19 protein-coding genes are annotated in these 21,375 nt (G+C 71.5%); 7 read left to right on the top strand and 12 right to left on the bottom strand.

The genetic code is table 11. From position 1 onward, the window contains the following. Positions 1–188: 188 nt before the first annotated feature. The gene (locus IF54_RS0123635; protein ID WP_030321907.1) at positions 189–2,306 is read right to left on the bottom strand and encodes a hypothetical protein; all 2,118 of its coding nucleotides are present in this window, start codon (positions 2,304–2,306) and stop codon (positions 189–191) included. 136 nt (positions 2,307–2,442) lie between these two features. Continuing rightward, complete coding sequence (locus IF54_RS0123630) at positions 2,443–4,107, bottom strand: acyl-CoA dehydrogenase family protein (protein WP_030321906.1); 1,665 nt, start codon at positions 4,105–4,107, stop codon at positions 2,443–2,445. 56 nt (positions 4,108–4,163) lie between these two features. Here IF54_RS0123630 and IF54_RS0123625 point away from each other — a divergent pair, with 56 nt between their 5' ends. Continuing rightward, complete coding sequence (locus tag IF54_RS0123625) at positions 4,164–4,922, top strand: PaaX family transcriptional regulator C-terminal domain-containing protein (protein WP_030321905.1); 759 nt, start codon at positions 4,164–4,166, stop codon at positions 4,920–4,922. Positions 4,923–4,987: 65 nt separating this feature from the next. On the opposite strand, the gene IF54_RS0123620 is transcribed toward IF54_RS0123625, so the two are convergent. Both IF54_RS0123620 and IF54_RS0123615 read right to left on the bottom strand, forming a co-directional pair. Next, positions 4,988–5,791, bottom strand: a complete 804-nt coding sequence (locus IF54_RS0123620; RefSeq protein WP_030321904.1) for a pectate lyase — start codon at positions 5,789–5,791, stop codon at positions 4,988–4,990. 50 nt (positions 5,792–5,841) lie between these two features. Then, positions 5,842–6,819, bottom strand: a complete 978-nt coding sequence (locus tag IF54_RS0123615; RefSeq protein ID WP_030321903.1) for a pectate lyase family protein — start codon at positions 6,817–6,819, stop codon at positions 5,842–5,844. 305 nt (positions 6,820–7,124) lie between these two features. Between IF54_RS0123615 and IF54_RS0123610 the strand changes: the two genes are divergently transcribed. After that, positions 7,125–8,429 carry a PHB depolymerase family esterase gene (locus IF54_RS0123610; RefSeq protein ID WP_030321901.1) on the top strand — a complete coding sequence of 435 codons (1,305 nt, stop codon included), beginning with the start codon at positions 7,125–7,127 and terminating at the stop codon, positions 8,427–8,429. 32 nt (positions 8,430–8,461) lie between these two features. Here the strand turns inward: IF54_RS0123610 and IF54_RS0123605 are convergent, their stop codons facing one another. After that, positions 8,462–9,541 carry an NADH:flavin oxidoreductase/NADH oxidase gene (locus tag IF54_RS0123605; RefSeq protein ID WP_030321899.1) on the bottom strand — a complete coding sequence of 360 codons (1,080 nt, stop codon included), beginning with the start codon at positions 9,539–9,541 and terminating at the stop codon, positions 8,462–8,464. Between the two features lie 149 nt (positions 9,542–9,690). Between IF54_RS0123605 and IF54_RS0123600 the strand changes: the two genes are divergently transcribed. Then, positions 9,691–10,044 (top strand): ArsR/SmtB family transcription factor, encoded by a 354-nt coding sequence (locus IF54_RS0123600; RefSeq protein ID WP_030321898.1) that lies wholly within the window; start codon positions 9,691–9,693, stop codon positions 10,042–10,044. Here the strand turns inward: IF54_RS0123600 and IF54_RS0123595 are convergent. Together IF54_RS0123595 and IF54_RS0123590 are read right to left on the bottom strand one after the other, a co-directional pair. Beyond that, positions 9,964–11,358, bottom strand: a complete 1,395-nt coding sequence (locus IF54_RS0123595) for a nucleobase:cation symporter-2 family protein (protein WP_030321897.1) — start codon at positions 11,356–11,358, stop codon at positions 9,964–9,966. The two genes, IF54_RS0123600 and IF54_RS0123595, sit on opposite strands and share 81 nt — an antisense overlap. Positions 11,359–11,487: 129 nt before the next feature. Beyond that, on the bottom strand, positions 11,488–12,825 hold the full coding sequence (locus IF54_RS0123590) for an FAD-dependent oxidoreductase (RefSeq protein WP_030321895.1): 1,338 nt from the start codon (positions 12,823–12,825) through the stop codon (positions 11,488–11,490). Positions 12,826–13,014: 189 nt separating this feature from the next. Here IF54_RS0123590 and IF54_RS0123585 point away from each other — a divergent pair, with 189 nt between their 5' ends. After that, positions 13,015–13,479: a DUF6214 family protein gene (locus IF54_RS0123585; protein WP_030321893.1), complete on the top strand. Its 465-nt coding sequence runs from the start codon at positions 13,015–13,017 to the stop codon at positions 13,477–13,479. 58 nt (positions 13,480–13,537) lie between these two features. On the opposite strand, the gene IF54_RS0123580 is transcribed toward IF54_RS0123585, so the two are convergent. After that, on the bottom strand, positions 13,538–14,206 hold the full coding sequence (locus IF54_RS0123580; protein ID WP_051735504.1) for a DUF305 domain-containing protein: 669 nt from the start codon (positions 14,204–14,206) through the stop codon (positions 13,538–13,540). A gap of 95 nt (positions 14,207–14,301) precedes the next feature. Between IF54_RS0123580 and IF54_RS0123575 the strand changes: the two genes are divergently transcribed. After that, positions 14,302–15,804: an LVIVD repeat-containing protein gene (locus IF54_RS0123575; RefSeq protein ID WP_030321888.1), complete on the top strand. Its 1,503-nt coding sequence runs from the start codon at positions 14,302–14,304 to the stop codon at positions 15,802–15,804. On the opposite strand, the gene IF54_RS0123570 is transcribed toward IF54_RS0123575, so the two are convergent. The 4 genes from IF54_RS0123570 to IF54_RS0123555 form a co-directional block, all read right to left on the bottom strand. Then, positions 15,792–16,466, bottom strand: coding sequence for a TetR/AcrR family transcriptional regulator (locus IF54_RS0123570; protein WP_030321887.1), 675 nt, complete (start codon positions 16,464–16,466; stop codon positions 15,792–15,794). The genes IF54_RS0123575 and IF54_RS0123570 overlap by 13 nt on opposite strands. A 215-nt stretch (positions 16,467–16,681) precedes the next feature. Further along, positions 16,682–17,374, bottom strand: a complete 693-nt coding sequence (locus tag IF54_RS0123565) for an HAD family hydrolase (protein WP_030321885.1) — start codon at positions 17,372–17,374, stop codon at positions 16,682–16,684. A gap of 23 nt (positions 17,375–17,397) precedes the next feature. Next, complete coding sequence (locus IF54_RS0123560) at positions 17,398–18,117, bottom strand: phosphatase PAP2 family protein (RefSeq protein ID WP_030321883.1); 720 nt, start codon at positions 18,115–18,117, stop codon at positions 17,398–17,400. Between the two features lie 240 nt (positions 18,118–18,357). Then, positions 18,358–18,888 (bottom strand): DUF5134 domain-containing protein, encoded by a 531-nt coding sequence (locus IF54_RS0123555; RefSeq protein ID WP_030321881.1) that lies wholly within the window; start codon positions 18,886–18,888, stop codon positions 18,358–18,360. A 159-nt stretch (positions 18,889–19,047) separates the two neighbouring features. On the opposite strand from IF54_RS0123555, the gene IF54_RS0123550 reads away from it, so the two are divergent. Together IF54_RS0123550 and IF54_RS0123545 are read left to right on the top strand one after the other, a co-directional pair. Continuing rightward, positions 19,048–20,685 (top strand): FUSC family protein, encoded by a 1,638-nt coding sequence (locus IF54_RS0123550; RefSeq protein ID WP_030321880.1) that lies wholly within the window; start codon positions 19,048–19,050, stop codon positions 20,683–20,685. Beyond that, positions 20,682–21,221, top strand: coding sequence for a MarR family winged helix-turn-helix transcriptional regulator (locus tag IF54_RS0123545; protein WP_030321879.1), 540 nt, complete (start codon positions 20,682–20,684; stop codon positions 21,219–21,221). The genes IF54_RS0123550 and IF54_RS0123545 overlap by 4 nt, the downstream gene beginning before the upstream one ends. The last annotated feature ends 154 nt before the right edge of the window (positions 21,222–21,375 follow it).

Genomic DNA, 21,375 nt, shown 5'->3' with positions numbered 1-21,375 from the left:
CGCCAGGGGCATGCCCTCCGGCCCCGGACACTCACGTCCTCCGGCCACGGACACCCATGTCCTCCGGCCACGGCCAGTCACGCCTCGGCCGCCTTCGGTCACCCACGCCCCGGCTTTGGGTCACCCACGCCCCGGGCTTTGGGTCACCCACGCCCCGGCCTTCGGCCACCCCACGCCCCCTCGCCGGGTCACTCCGGCCCCGGCGCCCCCGCCAGCACCTCCCCGCACGCCTGCACCAGCCGTTCGTCGTCCAGCACGTCCTGGCTCCCGCGGCCGCCGCCCGGCAGCGCGAGATGCCGTCGCCGGGCGGTGACTTCCGCGCGGACGAGATCGTGCAGCGGCGCGCCCGCGGGACCCAGCGCGGCGAGGCAGGACGTGATGGTCCGGCGCGTGTACGGGTTCTGCGTCCAGGCCGCTCTCAGCACCGGCGCGGACAGGTCCGCGTCCCCACTGATCCGCCACACCGCGCATGCGGCGGCGACCCGATCCCACAGGTCGTCCGCCCGGACCGTCCGCCCCAGCTCCGCCAGGGCCGGAGCCGCCGCGCGCCCCAGCCGTGCCAGCGCTCCCGCGGCGGCCCGTCGCCGTGGCCGCCCTTCGGCCAACTCCGCGGTCAACACGGGCAGTACGGCCGACGCGTCGCCCTCCACGGACCACAACGGCCCCGCCACGACCGCCGCGTACTCCGTCCCCAGCAGCTGACGCAGCACCGATAGGACCTCGGGCGCGTGGGCGCCCGCCCCCTCCTTCCCGATGGCGTCGAGCGCACGGACTGCCGACTCCACGACCGCGTCTCGCAGCCGCGCCCCCGCCGGCACGCCGCGCAACACCCGCAGCACCTCCGGCACCGCCTCCGCGTCACCCAGCGCGGCCACCGCCGACAGCAGCGGTACGGCCCGCTCGAACAACCCGGGAGACTCCAGAGGAGTCTCGCCCAGCCGTCGGCGCAACGCGGGGGCGAGGGGGACGGCGGAACGGCCCAGACGGCCGATCACATACCCCAGATCGTCCGGAACGACAGGACCGTCCAGCACCTCCGACAGTACCGGCACCGCCCGGCGGTCCCCGCTCCTCGCCAGTGCCTTGAGCGGGCCGCCCAGTGTCGGCGCCCCGCGCTCCCACCGCCGTACCCAGAGATCGGGGCGGGAGGCCACCAGAGTGGCGAGGTCGTCGGCGGCGGGGGCGGCCAGGGTGTGGAGATCCTCCAGGACGGACACCGCCGCCTCCCGCAACCGGCCCTCCTCCACACCGAGTTGAGCGCCAATCAGGGACACCGGCTCGGCCCAGTCGGCCCGCCACTCGCGGAAGAGGCCCGCCGCCATCCATACGGCGTTGCAGCGGTCGACGACGTCCGGGCTGGTCAACTGCCCCCGGATGAGGGCTTTCCGCAGGTCGACCCGGTCGCCGAGACCGCGGTGCAGGGTGCGCAGCAGCTGCGAGCCCTCCTCGTCCGACGGCCGTAGCCGCCGTAACCGGCTCGCGAGGGTGTCGGAGTGCGGACAGCCGACGCCGTCCCGTCCGGCGGACCGCCGCGCGGAACGCTCCCTGAGCAGTCCGACGGCGACGGGCACCAGGTCCACGGGCAGGTGGTCGGGGGCACAGGCAACGAGCTGGCCGAGTGCTGCCAGTCGCAGTCCCGGGGCGTACGGCTCGGAGCTGAGGTTCGTCAGCAACTCCAGTGCCTCGGAAGCGTGTCCGGGACGGCGCCGGACGAACAGACCCAGGCTCTCGGTGAGGGCTTGCAGGACCCGGTCGTCCCGCTCCAGGGCGCAGCGCTCCCGCAACAGCCCCAGCACACGGGCCGGTTCGTCGAGGAAGCCCACGAGTGCGGCGGGTGCGGCCCGACGGACGGAGGGGTCGGCGTCCCCCGCCAGCCGGACGAACACCTCGGCGCCGGCCCGCACCCCGACAGCGGCACGCGCGCACAGGTCGCCGTCCGCGGCGACACGCGCCGAGGGCCCGTCCTGAAAGCCTGCGGAGTCCGGGGTCCCGTCGTGGAAGCCCGCGTGGCCCGGGACCCCGTCCTCCCGCCCCTCACCCCCGATGCTCACCAGCAGTTCGACGATGCCGGCCCGGTCCGCGACCTCCCCGCTCGCCACGAGCGCGAGCAGAAACGGAACGCAGGCCAGGGTCGAGTCGTACACGTCGCCCTGGTGGTGCACGGCGCCGTACATCCCGTCGAGGGCGGTCTCCCGCTCGTGCCGGTCCGCGGAGGCGAGTCCCCGCAGCAGGGCGGGTACGTCCTCCGCGCTGCCGTACGCATGCCGCAGCGAGGCCCAGTCGACCTCGTCGATCCCCGTGAACACGTTGTCCTCCCCAGGCGAAGCACCAACTGATCGGAGTCTGCACCACGGGACTGACAACGAAGCGGAATCGGTGGGTGACGGTGAGCGATCCGGACAGTGCGGGGGCCGGTTCTCGCCAGGAGGTCCTGGAACGGCCTCAGTTGTCGCCGGGCAGCGCCCTCGCGAGGACCGCGTCCAGGTCCGTGGCGTCTGGCAGGGTGCCGAAGGCATGGCCCCAGTCGCCGCCCAGCCGGCTCGCGCAGAACGCGTCGGCGACCGCGGCCGGGGCGTGCCGGACGAGGAGGGAGGCCTGGAGCGTCAGCGCCATGTGCTCCACCAGGCGTCGGGCACCTGTCTCGGACGCCGTCGTCAACAGGTCCTTCAACCGGGCCACGGCCGCGTCCAGACGGGCGTCCGCCCCCTGGGCCAGGGCGAGTTCGCCGAACAACGCCTCAGCGGTCTCCGGCTCGCGGCGCAACGCCCGCAGGACGTCGAGGGCGTTGACGTTGCCCGACCCCTCCCAGATCGACAGCAGGGGCGCCTCCCGGTAGTGCCGGGGCATGCCCGACTCCTCCACGTAGCCGTTGCCGCCGAGGCACTCCAGGGCCTCCGCGGTGAAGGCCGGACCCCGCTTGGTGACCCAGTACTTGCCCACCGCGGTGGCGATCCGGCGGAACGCCTGCTCACCGGTGTCCCCGCGCACCGCGCGGTCGGCCGCGCCCGCCAGCCGTAGCGTGAACGTGGTGGCGGCCTCGGACTCCAGCGCGAGGTCGGCCAGGACGTTGCGCATCAGCGGCTGGTCGACCAGCCGGGCGCCGAACGCGCTGCGGTGCCGGACGTGGTGGCCGGCCTCGACGAGAGTCTTGCGCATCAGGGTCGCCGACATCGTCACGCAGTCCAGGCGCGTGCAGTTGACCATCTCGATGATCGTCTTGACGCCCTGTCCCTCGGGACCGACGAGCCAGGCCACGGTCCGGTCGAACTCGGGCTCGGACGAGGCGTTCGACCGGTTGCCGAGCTTGTCCTTGAGGCGCTGGATGCGGAAGGTGTTGCGGCTGCCGTCCGGCAGGATCCGCGGCACGAGGAAGCACGACAGCCCACCGGGCGCCTGCGCCAGCACCAGGAAGACATCGCACATCGGGGCCGAGGTGAACCACTTGTGGCCGCGCAGGGTGTACACGCCGGGCTCGGCGGTCGGCGTGGCCGCCGTGGTGTTCGTGCGGACGTCGGAGCCGCCCTGTTTCTCGGTCATCCCCATGCCCGCCAGCAGCCCGCGCTTCTCGGTCGGGACCCTGAGGTCCGGCTCGTACACGCGGCCGGTCAGCAGGGGTTCGTAGACCTTCGCCAGGTCCGGTTCCCGGCGCAGTGCCGGGATGGCCGCGTACGTCATCGACGTGGGACAGCCGTGGCCCGCGTCCGTGTGCCCCCACACCAACCCGCCCGCGGTGCGGGCCACATGGGCGCCCGGCCGGTCCTCCGCCCACGGGGTGCCGGCCAGCCCTTCGGCCACGGCGGTCCGCAGCAGGTGGTGCCAGCCCGGATGGAAGTCGACCTCGTCGACACGGTTGCCGTAGCGGTCGTGCGTGCGCAGCACCGGCTCGTGCCGGTTGGCCAGATCCGCCCACTCCTGGGCCTCGGCGGAGCCCGCCCGCAGCCCGAGCCGCCGCACCTGCTCCTCGGCCCAGCCGGCGCCCTCGCGGCGCAGCCCCTCCAGCAGAACGAGGTCGGCGGAGGCGTCGTAGGGAGCGAAGGGCGGCGGCTGGTTGGTGACGGTGTGGGTGGCGGACGCATCGAGCGCGGGTGGAGAGGCCATGGAGACCATGTTGCACATGCCCTGCGGTCGTAGCAATAGTGCAACAGGACGTACAGTGACTGGCCATGCGGAGGAACGTGTCGGTGCGGCCCGGTGGGGTGGACCTGCGACCGCTCTCCGCGCGGTCGGTCGTGCTGAGCCTGCTGCTCGGCGCGCATCCACCGGAGATGCCGGTGAAGGACCTGATCCGCGCGGTGGAGCCGTTCGGGGTCGGCGGCTCCACACTGCGAGCCGCGCTCAGTCGGATGGTCGGCGCCGGTGACCTGCGGCGCGCCGACTCCGTCTACGGCCTCAGCGACCGTCTGCTCGCGCGGCAGCGCCGCCAGGACGACGCCGTGCACCCCTCCACGCGCGCGTGGAGCGGCGACTGGGAGATGGTCGTGATCACCGCGACGGGCCGTGGCCCGGCCGAACGCGCCGAGCTGCGCGCCCGGTTGACCGCCCTCAGGCTCGCGGAACTCCGTGAGGGCGTCTGGCTGCGCCCCGCCAACCTGCTACGGCGGCTCCCCGACGACCTCGACGCGGTCGCCCAGCGCTGCACGGCCCGCCCCGAGGGCCCTGGGCCCGAGCTGGCCGCCGCGCTCTGGCCCCTCGACCTCTGGGCAGCCGACGCCCAGGCGCTGCTCGCCCATGTCGCCCGCGCGGAGGGGCCCGCGGACCGGCTCACCGGGTTCGCGGCGGTCGTACGGCATCTGCTGGCCGATCCGGTCCTGCCGCCCGAACTCCTGCCGCCGGACTGGCCCGGAGCGCGGCTGCGGTCCGCGTACGAGGCCTACCGGCGGGAGCTGACGGACACCGTCCCCCAGCGCGATCGGCCTGTGTGACACGGAGGCCGTACGGAGCGTCGGGCGGAGACGCTCCGTACGGCCTTCTTCACCTGCCGACGGGACTACCTGTAGGTGATGTCGGAGGTCGTGTACTTGCAGTAGGTGCCGTCAGGGTCCTTGCCGTTGGTGGTCGGCTCCTTGCCGGTGTTGTTCCCGATGTACTTCTGGCACGGGACGATCTTCTTGCCGGAGTCGCCGACAATCGTGATCTTCTTCAGGGTCGCGCTGTCGCCGTAGTTGGTGTTGATGCCGACGAGCTTGTTCCCCGAGTAGGTCGCCTCGATGGTGTTGAGGTTGATCGTCCTCTTGTACTGCGTCGAGCAGTTGCCGCAGGAGCGCACGAAGGTGCCGAAGTTCTGCACCGCGAAGTTCGACACGTTGAGCGTCCCGGCCCCGTTGAACTGGAACACCTTGTCGCTGGCCGACCGCGCGCCACCGCCGGAGACGGTGTACACGTTGGACGACGAGGAGCCGCGGAAGGTCGCCGCGTCCTCGCCGACGTCCTCCCACCACACGTTCTGGAGCGTGCAGCTGCCCGCGCAGTGGATGCCGTCGGCGGCGGGCGCCCCGATGATGACGTTCTTGAGGACGGTCCCGGCGGCCAGGTTCAGGATCGGCCCCTGGTCCTCGTCCTGGCTGCCGCTGCCCAGGTCGCCGGTGCCGTACAGGCGCTTCATCCCGTAGTCCTTGGTGCCGGACAGCTGGATGGTCGAGGAGACCGCCTGGCTGCCGTTCGCGGAGGGCCAGGTGGCGGCGCTCGCGGCCGGCGCCTGCATAGTCATGATCATGCCAAACGGGAGGCCGAGTGCGGCCGCGGCTGCGGTCAGCGCACGCTTATGCGCGCGTGGAGGTTTTGAAGAAGTCATGTCCCGAGTCCTTCTTCCGTAGGGGGTGGACGGTTGAACGATGTGGGCGGTCAGAGCTTTCCGGCACCCGCGCCGCCGGTCACCGAGGCGACGACGGAGGAGGCGGGCTCGGCGGTGTAGCCGTACGGCGCGGCGGTGAAGGTGCCGACGCGGGAGATCTCGGTGGCGGCTCCGCCGAGGTCGTTGCCGCGCAGGTTGGCGTAGCCGTCGACGTCACTGCTCCGGTTCGTGGTGACGGCGACTCCGGTGCCGCGGAAGACGTTGTTCTCCACGAGCATCTGGGCGCCCATCCGCGAGTGCACCGCGGTCTCGGCGCCGACGACGTAGTTGTCGTAGAAGTGCCCGGTGCCGAACCGCAGACTGGGGATGCGCGAGTTGACGTTGTCGAACCAGTTGTGGTGGTACGTCACCTTCAGATGGCCGGTGTCCTCGCTCGCGTTGTTGTCGCTGTGGCCGACGAGCGAGCCCTTGAAGTGGTCCTTGAAGGTGTTCCAGGAGACCGTGACGTTGTCCGAGGCGTGATTGATGTCCAGCAGACCGTCGTAGTAGTCCTTGTCGTGATCGCGGTCCGCCGAGAAGGAGTTGTGGTCGATCCACACCTTGGTCGAGGCCTGCACCTCGATGCCGTCGGCGGGCGCGAGGGGCTTGCTGATGTTCAGGTTGCGCACCACGACGTTCGTGACCTTCTTCAGCCGCAGTCCGCCGCCGGTGAACCCGGACGACGAACCGACGCCCACCACCGTGGTGTTGGAGCCGACGTCGACCGTGCCGCTCAGTGGGATCAGGCCGTTGACCTTCACGACCTTCGCCGTGCCACCCGTGACGGCGGTCTTGAAGGCGGCCAGGGTCGAGACGGTCACCGCCGAAGCGCTGCCGCCGCCGGTGGTTCCGGCGCCGAAACCCATGGGGGAGGTCTCGGCGGCCCCGGCCGGCTGCGGGACGGCCAGCGCGGCCGCCGTCGCGAGCACGGCCGCACCGGCGGCCAGAGCGGATCTTTGCGCGTGTGCACGTGGGGGGCGAGTACGCATGCGGGTGCGTCCCTTCGTGGTGCCTGTGTGGAGCCAGATTGGACATGTACGTGATCAGTGATCGACATGCTGAACATCAGATGCAGTGCGAAGCGGTGACGTGTGGCTCGGGCACCGCCGAAGTGTTCACATCGCTGAACGGAAGGTAGGGGGCAAGCGCTTTCTAGTCAACGCTTTGCGCCTGGCGAATTCTTTCGACGTGTGGGAGCGCTTCCATGGCGGCCATGTGCATGCCACGATGCTCGCCGGACGCTTCCCCTCCGAGAGATCCCCCCATCATCCCGCTGAAGGAAAGGGGCATCGACGTGTCCGCCACCCCCCACAACTCCGCGACGAGGCGGCTGTGTTCGGCGTTGACGGCCGTGCTGTCGTTACTCGCGGCGGTTCTCCTCTGTGCACCCACCGCCTCGGCACGCACCGAGGCGGTACCGGCCGCGACCCTCACCGAGGTGACGGGCTTCGGTACGAACCCCAGCAACCTCCAGATGTACCTGTACGTGCCGGCCAACGTCACCCCGCACCCGGCCGTCGTCGTGGCCGTTCACTACTGCACGGGCTCAGGACCGGCCATGTACAACGGCACCGAGTGGGCCCGACTGGCCGACACCCACGGCTTCGTGGTGATCTACCCCTCGGTCACCCGCGCCAGCAAGTGCTTCGACGTGTCCTCGCCTCAGGCGCTGAAGCGAGGCGGCGGCAGCGATCCCGTCGGCATCAAGTCGATGATCGACTGGACGGTCCGCACCTACTCCGCCGACACCGCCAGGATCTACGCCACCGGCAACTCCTCCGGCGCGATGATGACCAACGTCCTGCTCGGCGACTACCCGGACGTCTTCGCGGCGGGCGCGGCCTTCGCCGGCGTCCCCTTCGGCTGCTTCGCGACCACGGACGGCTCGGAGTGGAACAGCGCCTGCGCGGGCGGCACGATCATCCGCACCCCGCAGGAGTGGGGCAACCTGGTGCGCGCCGCCTACCCCGGCTACACCGGCCCCCGGCCCCGCATGCAGGTGTGGCACGGCACCGAGGACGACGTGCTGCGCTACCCCAACTTCGGGGAGGAGATCAAGCAGTGGACGAACGTCCTCGGCGTCGGTCAGACGCCCGCGGCCACCGACTCGCCCGTCTCCGGCTGGACCCGCACCCGCTACGGCGCCACCGGTGACCGCGCCCCCGTGGAGGCCGTCAGCCTCCGGGGCGTCGGCCACAACGCCTACGGCGCGGGCATGGCCGCCCGCGCCCTGACCTTCTTCGGTCTGGACGGCGGCGGGTCGGCACCCCAACCCGAGCCCGGCGCCTGCAAGGTGACGGCCACGACCAACGCCTGGAGCACCGGTCTGACGGCGTCGGTCACCGTCACCAACACCGGCACCTCGGCCATCGACGGCTGGCGACTCGCCTTCACCCTGCCCGGCGGCCAGACCATCACCGGCGGCTGGGGCGCCACGTACACGCCGAGTTCGGGGGCGGTTACCGCCACGAACGTGTCGTACAACGGGACGATCGCCCCGAACGCGAGCGTCGGCATCGGATACCAGGCGAACCACGGCGGCAACAGTGCGGCGCCGAGCGGCTTCACGCTCAACGGGAAGGCGTGCACGGCGGGTTGAGCACCGTGCGCCCCTGGGTGGGACGTCCGGTGTCAGACCGAGCGGTGGTACTGGTCCGGCACGTGGACGTCCCCGCCCAGCTCGCGCGCCGCGTGCCGGGCCCAGGACGGGTTGCGCAGCAGCTCGCGGCCCAGCAGGACCGCGTCCGCCTCGCCGTTGGAGAGGATCTTCTCCGCCTGCTCGGCGTCCGTGATGAGGCCCACCGCGGCCACCGGCAGGGTCGTCTCGGCCTTGACCCGGGCGGCGAAGGGGACCTGGTAGCCAGGGCCGACCGGGATGCGGACGCCGGACGCGTTGCCGCCGCTGGAGACGTCCAGGAGGTCGACGCCGTGCGCCTGGAGGTCGCGGGCGAGGCGGACGGTGTCGTCCGGGGTCCAGCCGCCCTCGGTGAGCCAGTCGGTCGCCGAGATGCGGAAGAAGAGTGGCTTGTCGTCGGGCCAGACAGCGCGCACCGCGTCGACGACCTCCAGCGCGAAGCGGGTGCGGTTCCCGTAGGAGCCGCCGTACTCGTCGGTACGCCGGTTGCTGTGCGGGGAGAGGAAGTTGCCGATCAGGTAGCCGTGGGCGCCGTGGATCTCGGCGACCTCGAAACCGGCGGCGAGGGCACGGCGGGCCCCGTCCGCGAACTGTCCCACCACTGAGGCGATCTGAGCTGTCGTCAGTTCCGACGGGACCGGGTGCCTCTCGTCGAAGGCCACCGGGCTCGGGCCCAGCGGCTGCCACCCCAGGTGGTCCGGGGCGAGGGGCGCGCCGCCCTTCCAGGGCTGGTCGGTGGCGGCCTTGCGGCCGGCGTGGGCGAGCTGGATGCCCGGGACCGTGCCCTGCGAGACCAGGAAGCGGGTGATGCGACGGAACGCCTCGACCTGGGTGTCGTTCCAGATGCCGAGATCGTAGGGGGAGATGCGGCCCTCGGGGCTGACGCCGGTGGCCTCGACGATGACCAGACCCGTCCCGCCTGCCGCGCGGGCCGCGTAGTGCGCGAAGTGCCAGTCGTTCGGGGCGCCGGTCTCGGGACCCTCAGGAACCGCCGAGTACTGGCACATCGGCGGCATCCACACCCGGTTCGGGATCGTCACATCGCGCAGGGTGAAGGGCTCGAAGAGTGCGCTCACGGCGGGCTCCAATCGTCATAGGACCGGTGCTGGTCGACTCGTACGATAGGCATCGTAGTACGCCAGATGTCAAACTACGAGAGTTCTCGTACTATGGGCTCGCCCGAAGCTTTCCCGGAACACCGGTAGACCGGAAGAAGTGAGCCGCCGTGACCTCCCCCGCCGTCAGCAGCCGCGATCTTCCGCACCCCGGGCGCGACGAGATCCGCCTGGAGGGCGTCCTGCACGCGCTCTCCGACCCGATGCGTCTGCGGATCGTGCGGGAACTCGCCGCGGCCGGCGCCGAGCTCTCCTGTTCGCACTTCGACCTGCCCGTCACCAAGTCGACGACCACCCACCACTTCCGGGTGCTGCGCGAGAGCGGGGTGATCCGCCAGGTCTACCAGGGCACGGCCAAGATGAACGGCCTGCGCGGGGACGACCTAGACGATCTCTTCCCGGGGCTTCTCGACGCCCTCCTCGACGCCGCCGCCCGCCAGGCCGTCCGGGTCGGGAGCGGCTGAACCGGACCGCGCGGGAAGGTGGTTGAAAAGCAGGTTCAGCACGATCGCCGTCAGGCAGCCCGCGCTGATCCCGCTGTTCATCACCGTCTGGAACCAGTCGGGGAACTTCCCGTAGATCGTCGGGACCCCGACCGGCAGCACCCCCATGGCGACCGAGACGGCCACCACCGTCAGGTTGTTGTTGCCCCTGAAGTCCACCTGGGTGAGGGTCCTGAGGCCGCTCGCCGCCACCGTCCCGAACATCACCAGGCCCGCGCCTCCGAGTACGGGTGCCGGAATCGCCGCGACCACCGCGCCCAGCTTGGGCAGCAGACCCAGCAGCACCAGGATGCCGCCGGCCGTGGCGACGACCCAGCGGCTGCGCACCCGGGTCATGCCGACGAGGCCGACGTTCTGGGCGTACGCCGTGTACGGGAAGGTGTTGAAGACGCCACCGAGCACGGTGGAGAGGCCGTCCGCGCGCAGACCGTCCGCGAGGGAGCGCGGCTGCACCTTGCGGTCCGTCATCTCGCCGACCGCGATCAGGTCGCCGGTCGTCTCGGTCATCGTCACCAGCGCCACCACCAGCATCGACACGATCGCCGAGAACTCGAAGGTGGGCGCACCGAAGTGGAACGGGGTGCTGATCCCGACCCAGTCGGCGTCCCCGACCCCGTCGAAGTCCGTGAACCCGAAGGGCACGGCCACCGCCAGACCCACCCCGATGCCGATCAGTACGGCGATCCGGCTCAGGAAGGCCGGGGCGAACCGCTGCACACCCAGCACCACCACCAGCACGAACACGGCCAGCGCGATGTTCTTCGGCGCGCCGAAGTCCGCGGAGCCGGCGCCACCGGCCACCCAGTTGCCCGCGACCGGCAGCAACGAGATCCCGATGATCAGGATCACGGTGCCGGTGACCAGGGGCGGGAAGAAGCGGAGCAGCCTGCCGAAGACCGGTGCGAGCAGCATGATCGCCAGTCCGGCGACGATCACCGAGCCGTAGATCGCGGGCAGTCCGCCGCCGGTCGTACCGATCAGCACCATCGGTGACACGGCCGCGAAGGTGCAGCCCTGCATGATGGGGAGCCGTACACCGAAGCGCCAGAAGCCGACGCACTGGATGAGTGTGGCGATGCCGCACACCAGGAGATCGGCCGTGATGAGGTACGCGAGGTCGGCGGGCGACAGCTTCATGGCGCTGCCGACGATCAGGGGCACGGCAACCGCGCCGGCGTACATCGCGAGGACGTGCTGGAGGCCGAAGGCGGCGAGCTGCCGGACCGGGGGGACTTCGTCGACGGGGTGCGGGGTCATGGCGGGGTGCTGGGTCATGGGGGGACCGTAGGCTCCTTGCACAGTTTGTTGATTTCGAGGGCGTTGCGGGTTCGTTGCCGGGTGCGGGCTCGTTGTGGCCGGTCGTGCCCGCGCGGCGGCAGCCGCACATGGCCACGCCCCGCTCCCCTAGATGCCGTGAGCGGCGTTCAGAAGGGACTGCCAGTCCGGAAGCTTCACCACGCGTCGGCCCAGAGACGCGCCCAGTTCCGCCTCCGCGTGCTCTATCGCGCACCACCCCGCCCATTCCACCGGCTCGACACCGTCCGCTCGCAGCGCGTCGAGCGGGTCGCCGGGCAGTTCGCGCTGTACGAGGGCGGGGGCGTCCTCGAGCAGGGAGGCCACCGTCTCCTTGGCGTCCGGGCGGTTGGTGCCGATCACTCCGGTCGGGCCGCGCTTGATCCAGCCGGCCACGTACTCGCCCCGCATGACGAAGCAGCCGCGCACGACACGGCCGTCGACGTTGGGTACCGTGCCGCTCTCCGCGTCGAACGGCAGTCCCTCCACCGGCAGGCCCCGGTAGCCCACCGACCGCAGCACCAACTGCGCCTCGATCTGCTCGAATTCACCGGTGCCACGAACGCCCCCGCTGCCGTCCGGCGCGGTCCGTTCGAAGCGGACCGCGCCCACCCGGCCGCCGTCGGCGAGGAGTTCGACCGGGCGGAGGAAGAAGCGCAACGAGATCCTGCGGGGTGCCGGCCGTGGGGCGGCGGCCGCCCAGCCCCGCAGCACCTCCACGTTCCGGCGCTGCGGCGCGGGCAGGGGAGCGGGGTCGGGATACGCCGGGTCCAGTGCCAACTCGTCTTCCCGCACCGCCACTTCGACGTCCGGCAGCGAGCCCAGCTCGCGCAGCTCCTTGGTGGTGAAGCGGGCCTGGGAGGGGCCGCGCCGGCCCACCATGTGGACGTCGGTCACCCCGCTCGCCGCCAGGGCGGTCAGCGCGGACTGCGGGATGTCGGTGGCGCTGAGCTCCGTCGCCCCGCGCGCCAGCATCCGGGTCACGTCGACCGCCACGTTGCCCACGCCGATGACCACCGCCGAGCGGGCGCCGGCGACGAAACCGTCGGCCGTGGAGTCGGGGTGCGCGCTGTACCAGGACACGAACTCCGTGGCCGACCAGCTGCCCGGCAGGTCCTCGCCCGGGATGCCCAGATGGCGATCGGTCGCGGCGCCCACGCAGTGGACCACCGCGTGGTACAGCTCGCGCAGCCGCGCGGCGGGCACTCCGCCCGGACCGATCCCGACTCCGCCGAGGAACCGCACCCGGTCGTGCTCCAGGACGGTGCGCAGGGTGTTCTGGAGCGACTTGATCTTCTCGTGGTCCGGTGCCACGCCGTAGCGCACCAGGCCGTAGGGGCAGGGCAGCCGGTCGAGGACGTCCACGAGCACCTCGGGGTCCTGCTGGACGAGGCTCTGGGCGGTGTAGCAGCCGCTGGGCCCGGAGCCGATGACGGCGACACGCAGCACGGCTGAACTCCTTACGAGAGGAGTCGCTGACCTCTTCAGGATCGCACCGCCGGAGCTGCTCTGACAGGGTGCCGGAGGGACCTCGGCGTGCGTGTCCGTTCGTATGGAATGTGATCATGCGGTTACTTTGCGTGTGTGCTAGAAGCATCCTTTCTTAATCTTTCTGATCGTTGTCCGACGGACGGCAGCGTGTCCGTGTGGCCCGCGTGGGAAGTGCGGGAGGACGGGGGCGCGATGGCGTGGTTCCACGTCCGGCTGGCCTTCGCCGACGGCGCCAGGGTGGACACGCTCGCGGTCGTGACCGAGGACGGTGTGTCCCTGGAGGACGTGCGGGCACAGCCCGCGCTGTCGCTCGACGACCTGGGTGTGCTCGCCGACTGGATCGAGGGGCCGCTCTTCGAGGCGTGCGGCAGGGAGCCCGGGGCGGAGGTTGGTGCAGAGGCGGCCGGTTCGCGCCGCGCCCGCCCGGCCTGGCCCCGCGGGATGGAGGGGCGCTGGCTGATCGCGCAGGAGTACCGGGCCGCCCAGGAGGACGGCGTCGACCCGGTCCTCGCGGTGATGTGCGCGACCGGGCACAGCCGCCGCAAGTCGCTCCGGCTCATCTCGCAGGCGCGCGACGCGGGGTTTCTGACGCCGCGTCACGCACGGCGCTGAGAAGTCCCGTTGGGCAGGCCCGGGCGGCCCCGTCGGGCGGTCTCGTTGGGCGCGGGGCTCAGAGCATGTCCCGCATCCGGTTGATCTCGCTCGTCTGCTGGGCCACCACGTCGTCCGCCATCTCCTCGATCCGGATGTTGTTGCCCTGCCCCTTCACCTCCGTCGCCATGGTGATCGCCCCCTGGTGGTGAGTGATCATCAGGGTGAGGAAGAGCTCGTCGAACGCCTTCCCCTTCGCCGCGCGCAGGTTCTTCAACTGGGATTCGGTCGCCATGCCGGGCATCGCGGTGTGCATGTGCCCGTCGCTCTTCCCGGACTTGCCGTGCTCCTTCAGCCAGGCCCTCATCGACTCGATCTCCGGCCCCTGGGCGGCCTGGATCCGCTCGGCGAGGGCCTTGAGCTGCGCCGACTCGGCCCGCTGCGGCACCAGTTCGGTCATGTCCAGGGCCTGGGCGTGGTGCGCGATCATCATCCGCGCGTACGAGACGTCCGCCGAGTTGGGAGTGTCGTCGTCGGCCCGTTGTTCCTCCGCGTCCTGTGCGGAGAGCGTGCGGTTCGCCTCACCCGGCTTGCCCGGGACCAGGACCGAAGGCCCGGTCGCCGAGGCTGACTTGGGGTCCGCGTCGGAGTCGCAGCCCGTGAGGGCCAGGGCTGCGACAGCTGCCAGGACGGCCGTCACGTACCGCACACGGCCGAAAAGCACAGTACTCACCCATGGTCCTCTCATTACAGGTTCGTTGCCCTCTTTTGATCTGTGCATGGTGCAGACGATACTGCGGTGACGCGTGAACCGTTCCACATGAACGGCACAGGGAGGAAACAGTGATCCTGTTGAATGAGTCCCGAACCCGGCACAGACGTCTGGGAGTTGCCGCGGCCGCCGCAGGTCTCCTGGCCGCGCTGCTGACCGCCGGTCCGGCCGTCGCGACCCCCGACCCCGGGGACGGGCCGGCCGCGAGCAAGGGGGTGTCCAGGAGCGCCGAGGCCGAGGTGCGCGCGGCGATAGCCGACGGGGAGATCCCCGGCCAGGACGAGATCGTCCACTCCGCCAACATCGAACACCTCGTCAACGTCCCCAAGGACGCGCTGCCCGGCACCAATTCGGACCTGGCCTTCCAGGGCCGGTACGCGTTCGCCGGCAACTACGACGGCTTCCGCATCTTCGACATCAGCAACCCGAAGGCGCCGAAGACGATCGCCCAGGTGCTGTGCCCCGGCTCGCAGAACGACATCTCCGTCTCCGGGAACCTGCTGTTCCTCTCCACCGACTCCTCGCGCAGCGACAGCAGTTGCAACAGCACCACCCAGCCGGTGACCGAGAAGTCGTCCTGGGAGGGCATGAAGGTCTTCGACATCAGCGACAAGCGCAACCCCAAGTACGTCGCCGCCGTGGAGACCGCCTGCGGTTCGCACACCCACACGCTGGTGCCGGAGCGCAGGGACGTCTACCTCTACGTCTCCTCGTACTCCCCGAACGCCGCCTACCCCGACTGCCAGCCCCCGCACGACGGCATCTCGGTCATCAAGGTGCCGCGCAACGCCCCCGAGCAGGCGGCGGTCGTGAACTTCCCGGTGCTCTTCCCGGGTGAAGGCCCCGACGGCGGCGGCAACCCCGGCGCACCTACCAACCCGGGCGTCTCCAAGACCACCGGCTGCCACGACATCACGGTGCTCCCGGACAAGGACCTCGCGGCGGGTGCCTGCATGGGTGACGGCATCCTGTTCTCCATCAAGGACCCGGAGCACCCGAAGGTCATCGACCGGGTGCAGGACAACGTGAACTTCGCGTTCTGGCACTCGGCGACCTTCAACCAGAAGGCGAACAAGGTCGTCTTCACCGACGAGTTGGGCGGCGGCGGCGCGGCCACCTGCAACGCGGCGATCGGCCCGAACCGCGGCGCAGACGGCATCTACGACATCGTCGGCAAGGGCGACAAGCGCAAGCTCGTCTTCCGCAGCTACTACAAGATCCCCCGCTACCAGGCCGACACCGAGAACTGCGTCGCCCACAACGGCTCGCTGATCCCGGTCAAGGGCAAGGACCTCATGGTCCAGGCCTGGTATCAGGGTGGCGTGTCCGTCTGGGACTTCACCGACTCGTCGAAGCCGCGGGAGATCGCGTACTTCGAGCGCGGTCCGCTCAGCACGACCACCATGCAGACCGGTGGGACCTGGTCGGCGTACTACTACAACGGCTACATCTACTCCAACGACATCGTCAAAGGCTTCGACGTCCTGAAGCTCAGCGACAAGCGGACGGACCCGGCCAGGAAGGTGCGGCTCGGGGAGCTCAACGTCCAGACGCAGCCTGACTACTTCGACTGATCCCCGGTCTCCGGGCCCGTATCGAAGAACCGCGACAGATCCGCGTCACACGTCCCGCCGGGCGCCTCGGTGCCCGGCGGGGCGCCCTGCTCCCAGTCGAGCCGGTACCGCGTGAACAGCTCGGCGCGCAGGGTCGCGAGGGGCATCGGGACGTTGGGGACGACCATGGCGTAGACCGCGCCCATGAGCTGGGAGCGCAGCATCGGGTAGTCGGTCTCGACCGTCTGGGAGCCGTGCCGCTCCATGGTGTCCCGCAGCAGTTCGGCCAGGCGCTGCTGCTCCGGGCACTGCACGAAGCCGTCGGTGTCCAGCAGGCCGGCCATGTGCTGACGCATCAGCACGGTCCGGTCCCGGGCCAGGCCGAGGACGGCGTCGATGGCCCGCGCCATCCGCTCCCTGCCGTCCTCGGTCCGCGGCTCGCGTTCCAGGGCCTCCTCCAGCGTGCGGTGCATGAGCCGGTGCACGGCGGACTGCACCAGCCGGCGCTTGCCGGGGAAGTAGTACGACACCAGACCGCGCGCCGAACCCGCCCGGTCCGCGATGTCGCCGAGGGTCGTGGCCTCGTAGCCGCGCTCGGAGACCAGCTCGATGGCCGCCCGCAGAAGCCGCTCCCGGGAACGGCGGCGCAACTCTTCATTGACCAAGGGGCTGCGCGGGGACATGCTTAACTCCTGCGTTGACTGGCTATCAGCCAACTATACTCAGCGCATCCGGGCAGGCCCGCGAAAGGCCTGTTCGGACTGCCGCCTGCTCTGGGCGACGCGGGGGATCGTCCAGGGTGGGCGAGCTTATGCCCCATTAGTGGCCTCAGGCGACCTTCCAGGCGGGGTGACCGCCCCGTTTTCGGCCGTCGATTTCCGGGCTCCGATCCAGGTTCTCAGCCCACCAGATCCAGCACCGGCCGCAGCCCGTCGGGGCGTTGGGACACCGGCAGATGGTCCACGAAGTGCACCCCGCAGCCCAGGGCCGCCGCACCGCCGTCCGCCCGCCGGTCGTCGCCGACCATCAGCGCGTCCCCCGGCTCGACGCCGAGCGCCGCGCAGGCCGTCTTGAAGAGCCTGGCGTCCGGCTTCTGGACCCCGTGCTCGTACGACAGCACGTACGCGTCGACGTACGGATCGAGGCCGTGCGCGCGGAAGACGGGCCGGAGGTCCCAGCCGATGTTGCTCACCACGCCCACCCCGATCCCGCGCTCGCGCAACGTGCGCAGCACCTCGGCGGCGTCGGGGTACGGCTGCCAGGCGGCGGGCGCCATGTGCCGTTCGTAGAGGGCGTCGTGCAGGGCCGGGTCCGGCAGCGGGACCAGCCGCGAGAGTCCGAGGTAGGCCGCCCGGTGCAGTTCGGCGCTCTCGTCCCGCACCCCCCACACCGCGGCGACCTCGTCCGGCATCCGTATCTGGGGCGCCGCCCCTCCGGGCAGCGCCCCCGCGCTCTCCAGCGCCTGCACGGCACGCGCCAACTCGGCCTCGTCGAGGGTGAGTCCCGCCTCGTCGAGGACGGCCCGCAACCAGGACTCGGTGGACTCGATCCGGAAGAGGGTGCCCGAGAAGTCGAAGAGGACGGCAGTCATGCGGCGATCCTAGGCGTACGTGCTCAGCCGTCGTGCGGGCCCGCCCCCGGCTTCAGTTGTCGCGCGGGCCCGCCCGGCCCCCAACGCCGGTGGACCAGGACCGCCAGCGCCACCAGGGTCGCGCCCAGGACCCACCCGCCCAGCACGTCCGAGGGCCAGTGGACGCCCAGCCAGATGCGCGTCAGGCCCACGCCGACGACGGAGAGCACGGCGACTGCCAGGGCCGTGCCCCACAGGGTGCCGCGGACGCCCTCATCACGCAGGAGCCACAGCAGGAGGCCGCAGACGACTGTGGCCGTCAGGGCGTGTCCCGAGGGGTAGGCGGCGAAGTGCGCGGTGTCGACGGGGTCCGGCCAGACGGGGCGTTCGCGGCCGACCGCGGCCTTCAGGACCTGCTGGACCAGGGTGCCCACCGCACAGGCGGCCACCAGCCATACGGCCGTCCAGCGGGCGTTGCGCCGCCACACCAGCCAGATCGCCGCGACCGCGGCCAGGATGCGCATCGTCCAGGGGTCCCAGACCCAGTCGGACAGGATCCGGAAGACATGCGTGAGCCCCGGTTCGTCCACCGCCCAGCGGTGGGTGGTGTCGGCGATGTCGCCGTCGGCGGTGAGCAGCGGGCTCCACCCGGCGACGACCAGCACGAGCAGCAGAACCGAGCACAGGGCGAGGACACCGGTGGCGCGAGCCGTGGTCCGGTGCTCCGGCGGTCGGGGAGGGGAGGCGACGGACGGGGTGTGCATATCACCGATCCTCGCCGACCGGTGCGCCTTGAGGCGAATCCCCGGGGTCGGGGCGACTCCGGGCGGCCGCGCCGAGGACGACCGTGCGGCCGTGCCGAGGACGACCGTGCGGCCGCGACGGAACCGACCGTGCGGCCGCGACGAAGGCGATCGGGCGGCTGCGACGAGGGTGATCGGGTGGCTGCGTTGAAGGTGATCGGGTGGCTGCGCTGAAAGCGGCAGGCCCGGCGTGGCCCCGTCTCACATGGTCAGCAGCATGGCCACCATCGCGATGCCCATCGACAGCCGGCACGCCCGCGCGAGCTCGGGCCGGTCGGCCCAGCCGACGGCTCCGACGCCGGCGGTCGCGGGTACCAGACGGACGCCGGACAGCAGGACGTATCCGGTGAAGTAGAGGAGCAGCAGGCCCGTCACCAGGGGCACTCCCGCGCCGGCGTGGTGTCCGGCCGAGGTCGCCATCACCACCGCCATGTAGACCATGGCTCCGGCCCCCACCAGGTGATGCAGATGGTGGGCGCTCGTGCGGGCCGCCCACAGCGCGCGCAGCGCGGCGGCTCCGAACACGGCTGTGTAGAGCGGCCAGGCCCACGACGGCGGTGTGAACACCGCGGTCGGTACGGCCATCGCGGCCATGCCGAAACCCATCAGCGCCTCGCCGCCCGCGGTCCGGCGCTGTTCCTCGACACCGCTGCGCATGCGCAGCAGGCAGTACGCCCCGGTCGCCGCGCAGAGTGCCACCAGCAGCCAGCCGGGCGAAGCCGGTCCGTGCACGTCCACCTCCCCCGTCGACGGTCGGTCAAGGAATGCCCGGGCCGTGCGGCGCGCAATCGAGCGCAAGGGTGTACGCGGGGAGCGTGCGACGGAGCACACCAGGTCGGAGCAGGTGCCGTCAGATCGTTTACTGGTAAAACACCTGTTAAGGTTGTGGCCATGAACGCCCGTCTCCCGCTGGCCGGTGTGCTGCGCCTGGGCAGGCCCTCGGACATCTGGTTCAAGCCCGCCCTCAGCGTGGTCGTCGCGGTCGCCCCGCCCAACCTGACCCTGCTGGCCCTCGGCCGGCTCGATCTGGCGATGTACACCATGGCCGGTTCCCTATGCGCCCTGTACGCGCACAGCCGGCCCTACGCCGCCCGGGCCCGCGCCCTGGCCTGGGTGCTGCTCGGCATGGTCACCGGCCTCGGCGTCGCTCTGGTCACGGCCTCCCTCACCGGCAGCGCGGTCGTCCTCGTCACCGTGGGCGCCCTGCTGGCCGCCGTGCAGAAGGCCCTGTGCGACGCGACCCGGATCGGCCCGCCGGGCCACGTGATCCTGACTTTCATCAGCTCCGCCGCCCTGTTCGCCCCGCAGACCCTCGCCCAGGTCCCCGGCCACCTCGCCCTGGCCCTCGCGGCGGGTGCCTGGGCCTGGCTGATCTGCATGGCACCCGGCCTGCTGCGCCCGCACGGCCCGGAGCGACGGGCCACCGCCCACGCGCTGCTCGCCGCCGCGGCGTACGTGGAGAGCCGAAGCGCCCACACAGGCCGGGCCGAGGCGAGCCGGGGCGCCCACACCGACCTGACTCCCGAGAGCCGGACCGCCCACACCGCCGTCCAGGCCGCCTGGCACACCCTCCTCTCGCGCGGAGCCCGCTCCGAGACGAGGCGTGCCCTCGAACGCCTCGTCGTCCGCGCCGAGATCGCCCTCGCCGCCCCCGCGGACACGGACCCGGCCCGACTGCGCGCCTGGGCCCGCGCACTGCGCGGCAACGGACCGGTGCCCAGGACGCCGTACGACGACGAACTCCTCGGCGTGGACGTCGAACTGGCCCTCCCCGCCCACCCCTGGTGGCGCGCCCTCGGACCCCTTGCCCCGATCGCCGTACGCACCGCCCTCGGCTGCGCCCTGGCCGGAGACGCCTCCCTCGCGCTCGGCGTCGGCCGCCCCTACTGGGCGCTGGTCACCGCGGCCTCCCTCTACCAGGCCAACATCACCCTCACCTGGAGCCGGGGCGTCCAGCGGGTCGTCGGCAACCTCGTCGGGGTGCTGGTGTTCGCCGCCGTGGTCCCGCTCGCGCACCTCGGGGCGGTGGCGCTCGTGCTGTGCTGCCTCGCGTTCAACTTCGGCGCCGAGGCGCTCATCGCCCGGAACTACTGGCTGGGCAGCATCTGTGTGACCCCGATGGCGCTGCTCATCACCGAGTTCGTCGGGTACCAGGAGCCGGGCCGGCTGATCACCGAGCGGCTCGTGGACACCCTCGTCGGCGCCGTGGTCGGATTCCTGGCCGCCGTCGCCGTCACCAACCGGCGGGCCGGCGACCGGGTCGAGCTGGCGCTGGCCGCCGTGGAAGCGGCGCGGGAGCGCACCGCACGGCTCCTCGCGGAGCCGCGCCCGGCGCCCGGCGCGCTCGATCACGCCCGGTGCGCCCTCGCCGCCGCCCTGGTGGATCTGCGCGCCGGAGTCGAGGCCGCCTCCGGCGAATGGTGGCAGCGGGCCCTGCCCCAGGAGAGGGTCGTGCACGCCGAGCGGAACGGACACCGTACGCTCGCCGCGACGGTCCGGCACCACAGAGCGGAGGGCGCAGACGCATGACGGCACCGAACGGACGATCGGCGGACACGGCGAGGAACGACACCGTCGCCGCCGTCGTCCGGCAGTGGCAGACCGTCCACCCCGGCCTCGACACCGGCCCCATGGAGATCATCGGCCGGGTCAACCGCTGCGCCGCCCTCCTCCAGCAGGCCGAGGACGCCCCGCTGCGCCGGGCCGGGCTCAGCCGCCCCGAGTTCGACCTGCTGGGCGCCCTGCGGCGCACCGGCCGCGAACTCACCCCCGGCGACCTGGCCCGCGAGACCTTCTCCTCCGGTGCCGCCGTCACCAAACGTCTCAAGCAGCTGACCGAGCGGGGGCTGGTGGAGCGCCGGGGCGACACTCGTGACCGGCGGGTCGCCCACGTCCGGCTCACCGACGCCGGGCGCGAGCTGGTCGACGGGATCCTGCCCGAGCAACTGGCGTACGAGACGGCCGTGCTGTCCGTCCTCGCCCCCGAGGCGCGGGAGGAACTCGCCACCCGGCTCGGCGAACTGCTCGCCCGTCTGGAGGGCAGCCTCGGGGTGCTGAGGGCCTGACTGGAGGGCGGCCCGGGAGCGCTGCGGGCCCGACTGGAGAGCTGCCCTGGAGTGCTGCGGGCCTGACGCCCGACCTGCGGTTTCGGAAGTTCTTGAACTTGTCGCCTGTTGACGCGGCGCCTCCCCGGTTCCTACGTTCGTCCAGGTCGGTGCG

Origin of the sequence: Streptomyces sp. NRRL B-3229, assembly GCF_000719505.1 — a bacterium.
Lineage (GTDB): Bacteria > Actinomycetota > Actinomycetes > Streptomycetales > Streptomycetaceae > Streptomyces > Streptomyces griseorubiginosus.
Note: the sequence above shows the minus strand (reverse complement) of the source record. Positions and strands in the feature narration are given on the sequence as shown.